The sequence below is a fragment of the Leptospira ognonensis genome (genome assembly GCF_004770745.1).
GTDB lineage: Bacteria > Spirochaetota > Leptospiria > Leptospirales > Leptospiraceae > Leptospira_A > Leptospira_A ognonensis.
The window spans coordinates 228,695-243,475 of record NZ_RQGD01000034.1 but is presented as its reverse complement, the minus strand read 5'-3'; the positions used below and the strand labels follow the sequence as shown (position 1 = coordinate 243,475).

10 protein-coding genes and 1 pseudogene are annotated in these 14,781 nt (G+C 41.4%); 6 read left to right on the top strand and 5 right to left on the bottom strand.

All coding sequences use genetic code 11. From position 1 onward, the window contains the following. Positions 1–49: 49 nt before the first annotated feature. Positions 50–2,203, bottom strand: a pseudogene (locus tag EHQ58_RS18975) (7TM diverse intracellular signaling domain-containing protein). 355 nt (positions 2,204–2,558) lie between these two features. Here EHQ58_RS18975 and EHQ58_RS11590 point away from each other — a divergent pair. Continuing rightward, positions 2,559–3,269 carry a lysophospholipid acyltransferase family protein gene (locus EHQ58_RS11590; protein ID WP_210412809.1) on the top strand — a complete coding sequence of 237 codons (711 nt, stop codon included), beginning with the start codon at positions 2,559–2,561 and terminating at the stop codon, positions 3,267–3,269. Between the two features lie 21 nt (positions 3,270–3,290). Here EHQ58_RS11590 and EHQ58_RS11585 read toward each other — a convergent pair whose 3' ends face one another. Beyond that, positions 3,291–3,866: an NAD(P)H-dependent oxidoreductase gene (locus tag EHQ58_RS11585; RefSeq protein WP_135624050.1), complete on the bottom strand. Its 576-nt coding sequence runs from the start codon at positions 3,864–3,866 to the stop codon at positions 3,291–3,293. A 391-nt stretch (positions 3,867–4,257) separates the two neighbouring features. On the opposite strand from EHQ58_RS11585, the gene EHQ58_RS11580 reads away from it, so the two are divergent. Together EHQ58_RS11580 and EHQ58_RS11575 are read left to right on the top strand one after the other, a co-directional pair. Next, entirely contained in the window at positions 4,258–4,914 is a 657-nt protein-coding gene (locus tag EHQ58_RS11580; protein ID WP_135624049.1) for a hypothetical protein, read from the top strand. A gap of 3 nt (positions 4,915–4,917) precedes the next feature. Beyond that, entirely contained in the window at positions 4,918–5,832 is a 915-nt protein-coding gene (locus tag EHQ58_RS11575) for a glutaminase (protein WP_135624048.1), read from the top strand. On the opposite strand, the gene EHQ58_RS11570 is transcribed toward EHQ58_RS11575, so the two are convergent. Together EHQ58_RS11570 and EHQ58_RS11565 are read right to left on the bottom strand one after the other, a co-directional pair. After that, positions 5,827–7,524 carry a response regulator gene (locus EHQ58_RS11570; protein WP_135624047.1) on the bottom strand — a complete coding sequence of 566 codons (1,698 nt, stop codon included), beginning with the start codon at positions 7,522–7,524 and terminating at the stop codon, positions 5,827–5,829. The genes EHQ58_RS11575 and EHQ58_RS11570 overlap by 6 nt on opposite strands. Before the next feature lie 277 nt (positions 7,525–7,801). Further along, positions 7,802–8,332: a gamma carbonic anhydrase family protein gene (locus tag EHQ58_RS11565; RefSeq protein WP_135624046.1), complete on the bottom strand. Its 531-nt coding sequence runs from the start codon at positions 8,330–8,332 to the stop codon at positions 7,802–7,804. Between the two features lie 152 nt (positions 8,333–8,484). Here EHQ58_RS11565 and odhB point away from each other — a divergent pair, with 152 nt between their 5' ends. Genes odhB through EHQ58_RS11550 form a run of 3 tightly spaced genes read left to right on the top strand, consistent with a single transcriptional unit; the run spans position 8,485 to position 13,938 of the window. Beyond that, on the top strand, positions 8,485–9,705 hold the full coding sequence (gene odhB / locus EHQ58_RS11560) for a 2-oxoglutarate dehydrogenase complex dihydrolipoyllysine-residue succinyltransferase (protein WP_135624045.1): 1,221 nt from the start codon (positions 8,485–8,487) through the stop codon (positions 9,703–9,705). Positions 9,706–9,715: 10 nt separating this feature from the next. After that, positions 9,716–11,122, top strand: a complete 1,407-nt coding sequence (gene lpdA, locus EHQ58_RS11555; protein ID WP_135624044.1) for a dihydrolipoyl dehydrogenase — start codon at positions 9,716–9,718, stop codon at positions 11,120–11,122. 50 nt (positions 11,123–11,172) lie between these two features. Further along, on the top strand, positions 11,173–13,938 hold the full coding sequence (locus tag EHQ58_RS11550; RefSeq protein WP_135624043.1) for a 2-oxoglutarate dehydrogenase E1 component: 2,766 nt from the start codon (positions 11,173–11,175) through the stop codon (positions 13,936–13,938). 77 nt (positions 13,939–14,015) lie between these two features. On the opposite strand, the gene EHQ58_RS11545 is transcribed toward EHQ58_RS11550, so the two are convergent. Continuing rightward, entirely contained in the window at positions 14,016–14,777 is a 762-nt protein-coding gene (locus EHQ58_RS11545; protein ID WP_135624042.1) for a hypothetical protein, read from the bottom strand. Positions 14,778–14,781: the final 4 nt, after the last annotated feature.

Sequence of the window (14,781 nt, the reverse complement as noted above, 5' to 3'; positions counted from 1 at the left end):
ATACCCTATCTTCGCCATTTTCTGACAGATAGGGTATTAGATTTACCATTCAATAAAACAAATTTTTCTTTTTTCGAAGAGCCCGTTTATTTTCTGGATCCAATTTTAAAATAAATTTTAAAAGTTCATTGGCACGGATTTTATTTCCCGTTATTTCATGAACGGCTGTTAGATTGATCAAATTTCTTAAATGATAAGGATCCCTAAGTCTTACCCTTTCTCCAATATCACAAGAAGTTGCATAATTCTTGGCCTTCCGATGCGCATATGAAACCTGATATAAGAATTCTGTGTCTGCTTGCATCTCGTCCCAGATCGTATCAACAACTTCTAAGGCCTTCTCATATTTTTTTGATTTGAAATGATTTTCATATAACTGAATCGATTCTTTTACATCCTTCTTTTCATACTTTGCATCATAGGTAATTTTAAGAAGCGTTAAATCATCATACTGACTTCCAAAATCCATCATCTCCTGAAGCATACCTTTCAAATCAGCCTTCGCTTTTTCTGTATGTGTTAGAATTAAAGAATCATTTTCATTGATTTCAATGCTTCCGTTTTCCTCTGTAATGAGTAGATCATCCCGGCCGTCGGATCCGAGAATTACGGTATCACCTGGGTGAAGCTGCGTAGTAAATACATGCAGTAAACCATTCGCACCGAGTGTTCCCAATTTACGGAATTATTTTTCATGGCCTAAAAAAGAAGCAATTCCGTCTCGATATAAAATTGCTGGCGGATGGTCTGCATTGATCATAAACAGGATACCCGTTTGTTCTTCAATCAGGCCCATAACGAGAGATACCAGCATTGATCCGTCAAAAGTTTCAAAAACATGGTGCAATTCGATAAAGGCATCTTTGATCCATCTCTCCGGAAATACATTCCTAGAATTTGGAGCGATTCGATTACGATTGATGATGGATTCGAATACACTCCCAAATACGAGCGCACCACTTGCTCCTTGCAGTGATTTCCCCATGGCATCAGCATTTACAAAGACAACATATTTTTTGCCTTTCAGGACGATATCGTTTGCCATGCAAAGATCGCCACCAATCTCTTCCTGCCATTCCCGAAATTGAAATTTTTTCTTCTGACTCGAAAGAGATTCGATTTTGCAAGTCTCGCTAATCGATTTATTGCTGTTAAGTGGTTTTAATAATTGAGAAGTTAAAAAATAGTCACCGTCTTGTTGGTATTTTAACTCTTTGATTTGCTCAAGTGTTGTTTGTAATTCAGCCGTTCTTGATTTTACTTTAGCTTCTAAATTTCTAGAAAATAATTTTAGTTCGTTAGCCAACTCTTCAGAATTGAGATAGGCAATTGCAAATTTGCGAGATAAAATTGCAGCCTGAAATACAATAAAGGTGAGTAGTCCGTATCCCATAAGATAAGGTGAATATACAATTTGTTTGCCTTTCAAAATATCATGAATTGCTGTGGCTGAGAGAATCACAAAGCCCGAAACAAATAACTTGGCTCCTACTCTTTTCCGGCTAACAGCAAGAAATAGCATCCATCCAACATATAGGATCTCAATAAAGATTCCAATCTCTACAAAGGAGATTGCCTGCCCAAAAACATACATCGGATAGAAAACGACGAGTAAGGATGGTGGTATAAAAAATAGATTTAACCATCTTGACCATTTTTTAACAGCCTCCTCTGGGAATAAAGATTCGACGAAAGCTAGAAATACAAAACCACTTATATAAACCGTTAAATACTCAAGTTTACTTACAAATTCAAATGATAAACCTGGAAACAAATCCATAATCATTCGCTCGTTTATACTCGCCGTACGAATGGCAATCAAAATCACAAAGACAGAAAAATATAAAGGTGATTTGTCTGCCTTTCTTGTAAAAAACAATCCCAGATGGTATAAACCCATGAGAAAAAGACAGCTTAAAACGATAACATCGATTACAAATTTCTTTTTCTCTTCTTTGAGAATGTGTTTTGTCAAACCAAGGCTAACTGTATCCCAGATACCAGCTCGGAAATAATGAAAGTTACTCACGTTTAAGACAAGCTCGATCTCCGGTTTCGAAGGATCGTAAAAAGTTACTGGGATATGAAGGATCTGGTGATTTAAAAAAGGTTCGGCCTCCTTTTTGGTTTTACCAACTTTACCTTGATTCCCTAATAATTCGCCGTTTAGATAAAGTTGGTAGGAACAGGCAATGCTCCGCATGTCTATAGATAAAGGTTTGATATCTTTTGGTAAAACTATCTTAACTCGATACGTCGCATATCCAAGTGCATCAAATCCGTAGTTCTGCCACTCTCCAGGAACTTTTACAAAAGCCGGAACAAGTTGCTCCTCTGTTTTTGTAGAAAAAAATTTCTGCCAATAGAATTCCCATTCTCCTTTCAATTCGAGCACTTCCACCTTTTCAAAATTCCAGTCACGAAGGTCGATCGTTCCCGCAACAACCTGAGGAGGTATGACAAGCCCTTCTTTCTGGCAGCCGAGAAATAGGAATAGCAGAGTAAAAAGAAAATTCGCTTTCATTTTTAGATGTACGATACATCCTAAAGCGAACCTTATGATACGAACAATCGGATTTTATGTTTTCTTCTTTCTTCGAGGATTTTTTAGTTTCATTGCGAGATGGCAGGCAAATCGAATTTCTATGCCAACCATCGAAGAGACAGACTGGGAAAAAAATAAAGTACCTAGAAGTTGGTCACAAGCCCTTCTCTGGATTGTGGGAGCCAAAGTAGAAGTCAGCGGTGCCGAAAATCTACCGAAGGGTCCAGTCCTTTTTGTTGCGAATCATGTTGGCTCCTTTGATATACCCGTACTCATCGCGCACCTACCCAAACCTTTCGGTTTCATCTCAAAAATCGAAGTTCTGAAAATTCCAGTCGTTGGTGCTTGGATGAAAATTATGAACTGCGTTTTCATTGATAGAAAAAATCGAAACGATGCCTCTAAGGCAATCGGAACCGGTGTAGATGTTTTAAAAAATGGTCACTCACTTTTGATTTTCCCAGAAGGTACTCGCAGCAAGGGCGGGAAAATGAAACCATTCAAAGCAGGTAGCCTTCGTTTGGCGATGGATGCAAACGTGCCTATCATTCCGATCGCCATTCATGGAACGGCAGATATCATGGAAAATAATGGGAACATCATGAGGCCAGCCAAGGTTCGATTGACGATTCTTCCAGCGATCCCTTTTGATGCCATTAAGGATTTAAGTTCAAAAGAGTTGGCTGATCGGGTTAGTTCTTTGATTGAACCTTTTACAAATTAGATTACCGGGTCAATGAGAGTATCAAAGACCCTTGGCTCCGAGTGCTTTCACGATCTGAATAAAGTTATCGATTCTCTTCTGTGGTGCCTTACGCACTGGTCCTAGGCATGTTGATTTAACAGGCGCTATCCCCGAAAACTCTAAAGTTCCAATTTTTAGGGCGTTCAATCCAGGTGCCTTATTGAACCATTTGTAATACCATTGGGGCGCATCCATTGTGATGATGATCCTTGCTGACCTTCCTTTCAATAACTTTTCAGGGAGCGGAGAATTGGAACGGTATTTAAACGCGAAACTCGGCAAAAAAACTCGGTCGAGAAAACCTTTCAATAGCGCAGGCATAGTGGACCACCAATTTGGGAATATGAATACGATATGCTCTGCTTCTAATATCGCATTTTGTGCATTTTTTAGATCAGGCTCTAATCCTTGATCTTCCTTATAACCAACATAAAGATTTAACTCAAATTTAAGATCTTTGATTTCAATCAGTTTCACATCGTATTGCTTTTTTGCTTCTTCATAATAAGTTTTTGCCAAAAGACCGCATAACGAATCTTTTTTGGGATTGCCCTGTAAGATTAAAATTTTTTTCATTTTGTCCTTATCTTTTGCGATATCAGAGATTTAATTTTTCTAAGAAGATATATTCTGACAAGTTGGAATTTTTTTTCTTGCTTTCAGTCTTAATCGAATACGATATTCTTTAGAAAATATTGAATTGAGAGAAATAATGTTTAAATGTGCACAATGTGGAAATGAAACTTTTTATAAAGAATCCGAGACGATATCAAGATGCAATGCCTGCTTCTCGAAAATCGATTTTGCAAATTCCGTAGCTCCCTCACAAATTCACTCGGACCCTCTCCGAACAAACGGGAATGCCCCCTCATCAAAGAAAAATCGCCTCAAGTATGCTGTCTTTTTTTCAATTATTTTAGCTTATTTTTTCATCTCACAATATGCTTTCGATTTTTTTTCAAATTCTATGAAACAAGCGGATACCACGAAACTGACAATAGAACCTGAAAAGGAAATCCTACCGGAAGAGGAGGTCTCAAAAGACCTCCCTGAAAGTGATTTTCAGTTGGAGTCCTTGACCCCACTCCCCGATGTCATTGGAAATGTTTATTTTGTTGGCTACATTCAAAATATTGGCTCAGTACCTGCAGAAAAGCCGAGAGTAGATATCCAATTTTACGATAAAAAAGGAAAACTATTAACATCGACATTTGGTTATGCGGCAAAAAATATAATTGAACCAAACGAAAAATCGATGATTCAGATCCTTTTAAAAGAGGCACCCAAATTCGATAAAATGGAAACAAAGATCACTGCGACCAAACTTTACTATGAAAGGAAAAACCCTCGCATCGAAATCTTAAGATCTGACATTGTCAATCAATCATCAGGATTAGTATTAACAGGAAGATTAAAAAATCTTGAGGACTATGATGTACAATATGTTGAAATATCTTTGATCCTCCGCGACAAAAAGAGTCGTATCCTCCACTACTCGAGTCATTTTTTGCATGGAAAAACACTGGGCCCAAGCGAAGAAGCAGACTTCACTATGGAGCTCTACATAACTGATCCAGGCCAAACAAGTCACGAAATCCAAACGCAAGCACTTAAAAAAGATTAACTCATGCAACAAATTTTAGAAACTGCCTGCAAATCCATACAAGATAAAATTGGAACTGGACAAATTGCAAATTACATACCTGCATTAGCGCGAATCAACCCCAAGCACTTTGGTGCCTCTATCTTATCGTTAGATGGTGAAGTCTCAAATTATGGAGATTCCAAAGTTTTATTTTCCATCCAGAGCATCTCGAAAGTATTCTCACTAACACTGGTTTTACGAATGATTGGCGATGAATTATGGAAGCGAGTGCACCATGAGCCTTCTGGAAATGCTTTTAATTCCATCGTTCAATTAGAAATGGAACGTGGCATACCACGAAACCCGTTTATCAATGCAGGCGCGCTGGTACTCAGCGATATCTTACTTAAAAACAAAAGTCCTGAGATTTGCCTGAGTGAGGTCCTTTCTTTTATTCAGGATGTTTCCCGTGATCCTTCGATTGGGATTGATACCGAAGTTGCAGAATCAGAAATTTCGACAGCTCACAGAAATGCAAGTCTGGCAAATTTTATGAAAAGCTGTCAAAACATTGAACACGAAGTAGCGGCAGTTTTAGAGACCTACTGTTCGTTATGTGCAGTCTCAATGAATTGTGAACAATTATGTAGAGCTTTTTTGTATTTAGCAGGTGAAGGTTTTGATCCGATTGCAAAAAAAAGGATTATCTCCCCTGAAATGGCAAGACGTATCAATTCAATCATGATGTTATGTGGTCATTACGATGCCTCAGGAGATTTTGCCTACCGAGTGGGTCTGCCGGGAAAAAGTGGTGTTGGTGGAGGGATCGTAGTCGTTGTGCCAGAAGTGGGAGTGATCACGGTATGGTCCCCAGGCCTCAACCAAAATGGCAACTCCCTTGCCGGCACCGCCGCCCTGGAGGCCATTGCAAAAGTTTCGAATTGGAATATATTATGAATTAAATGATTTGTTTTCTACCTTTTGGAGGACCCGCCTTAAATCCTCAAATGACAAAGGTTTGGTTAGGATGTCATCCATTCCACATTGAAAACAAGATTCCTTATCCTCCGCTAAGGCAGAAGCAGTGAGTGCTACAATTGGTATTTTAGCATGGTGAGTTTGTAATTTTCTAATCTGCCGGGTCGCTTCAAAACCATCCATAATGGGCATGTGACAATCCATAAGAACTAAATCGAAGTTTTCGCCATGGATCGCTTCGATCGCCTCTAATCCATTTGTGCTGTGGGTGACAAGACATCCACATTTTTTTAACATTCCCGAGGCAACATAACGATTTACCTCATTATCTTCTACGACAAGCACTCTATGAGAAAATACTTTCTTAACCGATTTGTTTTTGTTTTGATTCGATTGTAAGCCATTTCCTTTTTGGCAACGGATTTCAAATGAAAAAATACTCCCTATACCTTCGTTCGAGCTTACTGACAATTCCCCTCCCAAAATACCAACTAATCTCTGTGATATGGCGAGTCCTAACCCACTGCCTCCGAAGCGTCTAGTGAAGGATAAATCAGCCTGTTCAAATGGTGAAAAAATCCGTTCTTTCACTTGTTGCGAAATTCCGATTCCCGTATCTTTGATTTGAAACTTAATTTGATCGGCTTTCTGGGAAAGGAGTAAACTCACACTGCCCACCGAGGTAAATTTAACGGCATTGCCGACTAAGTTGATCAAAATCTGCTTTAAACGTATGGGATCTGTAAGACAGCTCTCAGGTACTGAGGAATCGACTTCAGAGGTAAGCGCGATTTGTTTTTGATCCGCAGTAGGTTTTAGAAGTTGAATCACATCATTTGCGAGAGATCTGAGATCGGCAGGCATATACTCTAAGGTCATTTTCATGCTTTCTAATCGAGTCAAATCCAAAATATCATTTACTAAGACTAATAATTGTTTGCCGCTACGCTGAACGAGTTCCAGCTGGCTTCTGATATCGTCGGGAATCGGATTTGAAAGTATAATTTCCGTAATACCCAAAACCCCATTCATCGGCGTTCTAAGTTCGTGAGACATGTTGGCTAAAAAAAGAGTTCTCGCACTGGCTGCGCGTTCTGCTTGTCCCATTGCTTGCATTCTCAGCTCATTAAATACGGCAGTGATGATAAAGATGGCGATCATAAATGAGACACCCCTTTCGAAAGAGATGATCTCTGATACTGCCACCCGTTCGAACGGGGAATAACTCTCTAGCATAAACATGCAGAAGGCAAGGAAGCACGAGTATCCGATTCCACCAAGCCCATGTCGAAATCCACCATATAACAGTCGCAAGATAGGAAATATGGTAAGCCATACGGCAAGTGGCCAATCGATTCGATCTTGCATGGCGCGACACAAAAGAAAATGGAATCCAGTGGAGAGTTCGAGGAGAATAAAACTAAGCGATGTATTTAACCCGAGCCGAAAGGCGAGTAATAAAAGAGAAATAAAAATACCAAAACCAAAAGTAACGTAACCGGAAGGGTCACCTAAAAAAAAGATAAGTGGTAGCCCTGTCGAGAAAGCAGTGACACTTGCGACAATCAGAATCGTAGCTACGAATCTCGCTTGGAATAAATTACTATGTTCGATGAATACGCGTTTGTGTAAGAACTTTCCAAGGTAGCCTTCCAGTTGCGATGTATTCATCCTTGGAAGGTTATCACAGAAATTAACCTAAGTCTTTCGATTTTATCGAATACCCTGGAATCAGAAACAAAAATCGAGGAAGGAGAATGTTGGATGGAAAAATCTAAGGAGAGATACGAGTGTGAGGTCAAAACTGAACTTTAACTGGGAATCGATCTATTTGGATTATACAAATCGAAAATAACCGATATGGCTCAGAATACAAAAGCCCAACAAGAGAAGCTAACTTCAGCTCGACGACAGATAGAATTTGATTGGAGCTCCTTATATCATACACTTACCTTATCTTACTAACAATCCCTTCTGCCCGGTAATTCTCTTTGTACTTCACATAATTCTCCGCAGTTCTCGTGATGATTTCCCTGTCTTTTTCTGTGATGTCGCGGATGATTTTGGCAGGGCTTCCCATAAGGAGAACCCCTGGCGGAATTTTTTTACCAGGCGGCACAAGAGACCCAGCTCCCACAAACGACCATTCCCCTAGCTCCACATCATCCATTACGGTTGCCCCCATACCGACAAAAGAATGGTCTTTGAGCGTGCAAGCATGGATGGTCGCATGGTGGCCAATTGAGACGTAGTCTCCGATGATGACGGGATACAGATTTCTAGAAACATGAACGAGTGTCATGTCTTGGATGTTCACGTGTTTGCCGATTTTGATAAAATTGACATCTCCCCTGAGCACACATTGGAACCAGATGGAGGAATCTTCCCCAATCGTTACATCCCCTAAAATGTCGGCGGAAGGTGCAACCCAGGCAGAGGGTGCGATCACTGGCGTTTTGCCTTGAAACGTATAAATCATGGTGCAATGCTAACGACTAGGAACCAAACTCAACTCTTTTCGGATTTTGACTTGCGTTTTTACCTTTGTTTACGGTATCGTAGTCTTAGATTCCATGGAATCCCATTCAAACAACCCCCATTTTCGATTAAACCTGATCTTAGGAAAACTACATGGCAATAGAAATTAAAGTCCCCGAGATGGGGGAATCCGTAACCGAAGCAACTATCAGTGCTTGGACAAAAAAAGAAGGCGATTCTGTCACAGCTGACGAAGTCCTCGCCATACTTGAAACCGACAAAGTCTCGTTAGAGATTCCAGCACCCGCAACAGGCGTGCTAAAAAGCATCGCTAAAAAAGTGGGCGATGTTGTCAAAGTTAGAGATATCATTGCAACCATCGAAGAAGGCGCCAAAGGCAATGCCAGCGCTCCAGCACAGACACCTACCCCGCAAGCGGCACCTGCTTCTGTTAGTGGAGGCACTACAAATGAAGAGCTCCCTCCTGCAGCTCGCAAGATGATTGAAGAAAATAAATTGGATGCGTCAAAAATTAAAGGCACTGGACGCAACGGACAAATCACAAAAGAGGATGTGGTTCTTTATATGGAATCATCAAAATCCTCCCCTGCGACAGCTTCTGCACCCGCTCCCGTGATCGCAAAACAAGTGCCAGCCGGAGCAAGATCTGCGGGTCCACGTGAAACAGTCGTTCCGATGACAAAGCTCAGACAAACCATTGCCAATCGACTCGTACAGGCTCAACATACAGCCGCCATTCTCACAACATTCAATGAAGTGGACATGAGTGCCATCATGGAACTTCGTACAAAGTACAAAGACAAATTTAAGGACACACACGGTGTCGGTCTTGGTTTCATGTCCCTTTTCACAAAGGCAGCTGTTGCGGCCTTAAAAGCGTTTCCTGCGATTAACGCAGAGATCCGTGGTACTGACGTCGTTTACAAAAACTTCTATGACATAGGAGTCGCTGTCGGTGGTCCCAAAGGTCTTGTTGTACCAATTGTTCGGGATGCAGACTTACTCAGTTTTGCCCAGATCGAGTCTGAAATTGCCCGCCTTGCAGGTAAGGTAAAAGACGGCAAACTCGCGTTAGAGGATATGGAAGGTGGAACCTTCTCCGTAACGAACGGTGGTGTCTACGGATCGATGATGTCGACTCCCATACTCAATCCTCCCCAATCGGCCATTCTTGGCATGCACAATATCGTTAAACGCGCAGTCGTAGTAAATGACCAGATTGTCATCCGACCGATGATGTATCTTGCTTTGTCCTATGACCATAGAATCGTAGATGGAAAAGAAGCAGTTCAGTTCCTAGTCAAAATCAAAGATGCGGTAGAAGATCCGACTCGGCTTCTCTTTGAGGTATAAGGTTTAATTCATGGAAAATTTTGATGTGATCGTCATTGGTGCAGGACCAGGTGGCTATGTAGCTGCCATCCGCGCCGCTCAACTCGGCAAAAAAGTAGCCATCATAGAAAAAAGAAAAACACTTGGCGGAACCTGTCTCAATGTAGGCTGCATTCCCTCGAAGGCTCTTTTGGATTCCTCAGAAGAATTCGACAAGGCAAAACACAAACTAGGTGATCATGGGATCACGGTAGGCACAGTCAAAATCGACATCAAAAAAATGATGGAACGAAAAGACAAAGTCGTGAGTGAAGTGACATCCGGTGTCGAATACCTGATGAAAAAAAACAAGATCACGCGTTATATGGGGCTTGGTAAATTTATCTCCAAAACTGAAATCTCTATCTCAAGCGATGACGGAAAAACAGAAACCATTGAAGGAACTAACATCATCATTGCCACAGGATCGACACCGATAGAGATCCCTCCTCTTCCTATCGACGGAAAAACTTTGATCACCTCTGACCATGCGATTGCTTTGGACGAAGTACCGAACCATTTGATCATCGTAGGTGCAGGAGTGATCGGACTCGAACTTGGCTCTGTTTGGGCAAGGCTTGGAGCCAAAGTAACCATCGTGGAACTACTTCCCCGACTCTTTGGAACTGCCGATGCCGCGACTGCTAGCTATACGCAACGCCTCCTCGAGAAACAAGGGTTAACTTTCTTATTTGAAACGAAAGTGCACGGAGCGAAGGTAAAGGGCAAAAAAGTAGAAGTCGAAATCGAAGCCAAGGATGGTACCAAATCGATCTTGGATGGCGACAAAGTGCTTGTTTCCATTGGACGTAGGCCAAACACGGACGGACTTGGTGCTAAAGAGATAGGAATCGAATTTACAGAACGTGGTCGGATCAAAGTCAAACAAAACCACTTCCAAACAAATATCCCTAATATTTATGCCATAGGCGACGTCATTGACGGCCCTATGCTTGCTCATAAGGCAGAAGACGAAGGCATTGCCCTAGCTGAGATGTTAGCTGGCAAAGCTGGGCATGTCAATTACCGTGCCATTCCTTGGGTTGTCTATACTTGGCCGGAAGTGGCCTGGGTAGGAAGTGGGGAAGAAGAGCTCAAAGCCCAAGGCATAGAATACAAGGTGGGCAAGTCAATGTTCAAAGCAAATGCTCGTTCTAAAGCGATGAATGAACCCGATGGGCAAGTGAAAGTGCTCTCTGACAAGAAAACGGACAAACTGCTTGGTGTTCATATCGTGGGCCCACGTGCCTCGGATATGATCGCAGAGATCGCGGTTGCTTTTGAATTTGGAGCGAGCGCCGAAGACATTGCGCGTTCCACACATGCGCACCCTACGCTTTCCGAAGTCATTCGAGAAGCCGCCATGGACGCCGACGCAAAATGGTCGATACATTCTTAATAAGCTAAATTTAAATTGATGATTTCCATGCATTACATACGGAGAAAAAAATGACTGCAGAACAGATGATGAGTTTATACGGAGACAACGCTGTCGTATTAGAAGAGTTATATGATCAATTCAAAAAAGATCCTTCCTCACTTTCTAGCGATTGGGTAGTTTTTTTTCAAGACTTAGAAAGAAGCTCCGTTGGAACGAATGGTAACGGCAACGGATTCAATGGAAATGGTTACGTAAATTATTCATCTTCTGAACACAGAAAGGATTCCTCACTCAGTGATTTTGGAATCATCAATTTACTTAATGCTTACAGGAGGCAAGGCCACCTTGCTTCTAATCTCGACCCTCTCGGGATCAATAAACCAAATAGAGAATTTATCGATTTGAAGTTACAGGCTCTCAAGTCTTCTGACCTTGAAACAGAAGTCGATTCTGGAGTTGCCAATCTCGGAAAGGCAAAACTATCCAAGGTCATCGACTGGTTTGAAAAAACGTATTGCGGTTCGATTGGATCAGAACATTATTATTTAGTAAATGACGAAGAAAGAGAATGGCTCCAAAATAGAATGGAACCTCTCGCCAATAATGAGCCCATTGCGAAATTCACCGCTCTGCGACTCTTTGAAAAATTATACCAGGCAGATACCTTTGAAAACTTCCTCGCAAAAAAATTCGTAGGGAAAAAGCGTTTTTCCCTGGAAGGCGGAGAAACCATGATTCCTATGCTTGATACCCTCGTCGAAGAAGCGGGTCTCCATAAGATGGATGCGCTCGTGATTGGCATGGCACATCGAGGGCGACTCAACGTACTTGTGAATATCATCCGCAAACCTGCGGGACTTATTTTCGCCGAGTTCGAAGAAAAATTGAACCCTGGCCAATTGGGTTATGCGGACGTAAAATACCATTTAGGTTATTCCAATCATGTCATGACGCATTCTGGTAAAGAGGTTAAACTTTCCCTTGCCTTTAACCCATCTCACCTAGAAGCCGTAGATCCTGTGATTGCCGGCTCAGTCCGTGCACGCCAGGAGATGTTAAAAGATACGGACCGTTCGAAATATATGCCAGTTGCCATCCACGGGGATGCTGCTTTCGCAGGTCAGGGAGTTGTCGCAGAAACTTTAAACATGATGAACCTAGATGGTTACACTGTGGGCGGAACCTTTCATATTGTGATCAACAATCAGATTGGATTTACAACTCTCCCAAATGAATCTCGTTCCACGCTCTATGCAACAGACCTTGCCAAGGGTTACCAGATTCCCATCTTTCATGTGAATGGAGATGATCCAGAAGCAACCTACCGAGTCACCAAACTAGCACTAGAGTATAGACAAAAGTTCAAAAAAGATGTGATTATCGATTTGATTTGCTATAGAAGACTTGGACACAACGAGATGGATGAGCCTACGTTCACTCAACCACAAATGTATGACATCATCAAAAAACATCCAAAAACCATCTCTCTATATGAGGAAGCATTACTCAAACGTGGTGATATCACTGCCGAGGAAATCAAGCACATCAAAGATAGCATCAATGAAGGCTTAGAACTTTCCTTCCAGCAGGCCAAAGAAAAAGATACACGTATAACTGTGGATACTCTTGGCGGAGTTTGGTCTAGATATTCGAAAGAGCCTCTAGATTCAGATGTACATACAGAGCTACTTCAACAACAATTAGGTGGGATTGTAAAAGCGATTACCACTATTCCCAATGGCTTTTCTCCTAACCCGAAACATGTTAAGGTTTTAGAGGACAGGCAAAAAATGGGTGCAGGAGAACTACCAATTGATTGGGGTTTTGCGGAAGCTCTCTCCTTTGGTTCTATCCTCGAGAATGGATTCCCCATCCGCCTTGCAGGCCAAGATGCGCAAAGAGGCACGTTCTCACACAGGCATGCGACACTCGCCGACATCAAAAATGGGAAAAAACTCACCTTACTCAATCATATCAGCGAAAAGCAGGCAAGAATTGACATTGTCAACTCCTCACTTTCTGAATACTCCTGTCTCGGTTTTGAATATGGATACTCCCTTGCTGATCCAAATTCCCTAGTGATGTGGGAAGCACAGTTTGGAGACTTTGCGAATAATGCACAGGTGATCTTTGACCAATTTCTTTCTTCTTCTGAAATCAAATGGCAAAGGATGAGTGGACTTGTCTGTCTTCTTCCACACGGTTACGAAGGCCAAGGTCCAGAACATTCTTCGGCAAGACTAGAGCGATTTTTGCAGTTATGTGCACTAGACAACATCCAGGTTGCCAACCTGACAACACCAGCACAGTATTTCCATCTGTTACGAAGACAAATTCTACAAAGTTTCAGAAAGCCTCTCGTGATCATGACTCCAAAGTCCCTACTCAGACTCAAAGAGGCTGGCTCTACCTTAGATGAAATCACGACAGGGGCTTTTAAAAAGGTCCTGATCGATCCAATCGCAAAACCCGAAAAAGTAGATCAGGTTTTATTTTGTTCCGGTAAAGTGTATTACGACCTACGTAAAGCAGTGGATACTGAGAAAAAAGAAAACATCGCGATCATTCGCGTAGAACAATTGTATCCATTTCCAGAGAAACAAATCAAACAGATGCTTTCTACATATACAAAAGCAAAGAAGTTTGTTTGGGTTCAGGAAGAGCCGAAAAACCAAGGTGCGTGGTCGTTCATTCGAGACAGGATTGAAGGATTGATCCCTGAGAGCAAACGCCTTCACTATGCGGGAAGATCAGAATTTCCAAGCCCTGCCTGTGGACACGTTGTCACGCATCTTAAAGAACAAGCAGAGTTGGTTAAGGACGCCCTAAGCTAAATCGTACGACGTAATTAAAAACAAAAAAGCCTGAGTATTTTACTCAGGCTTTTTTTTAACTGGTGCCAAAAACAAACTCAATCTAAAGCGCCTGTTAATACCCCTTTATTAGTATTTACATCATAAGAAAAAATTTCTTGTTTGATAACAGTCGCCGCTGGTGTTTCTTTTTTCTTCTCTAACTCTAAGGAAGTATTCATCGGAATTTTTTTAACGACAAGCGCTAGATTGTTTTTCTGGGTATTCAAAATCAGTTTCTTAAACTGGTATCCTTCAGGCATGACATCTTCTAATAACTCTCGATCGGGGTCATAGATAAAAATTCGTTTGGCATCTTTATGATTTAGAACACCATCTTTATTTGAATCTAAATTTGCCGCGATGATGATCAATTTTTTCTCTATGGATAGAGTATCTTCTTTCGGTTCATCAATGTTATTGGAGATAATCTTTTTAGTGAATTCGCCCGAGAAAAAATCCCAGATATAAATATCTCTTAAAAAGAGTTTTTTCACAGTTCCAGATTTTAAGTTAACTGAAAAAAGATTCCTTGCATGAGAAGTGATTCCATCTGGACCAACTCCGCCCGCTTCTGTCACAAGACCAACAGGATAAATAAAATATTGTTTCCAAAGGACCTTTCCCGTTCCGTCTTCTAAATCTAAATCAGCATTTGGATCTAGGATGTTATCCTTTTCCTTTTCTTTGAGTTCTTCTGGAGTCTCTACCGTGACCTCATATCCTGAATCATACAGCCGCCAACTTTTCGTTAAACTAAAAGTCAAAACAGCAACGACCAGGAGAAGAAACAAGAATACGCCAATTCTAAATTTTTCCATTTTG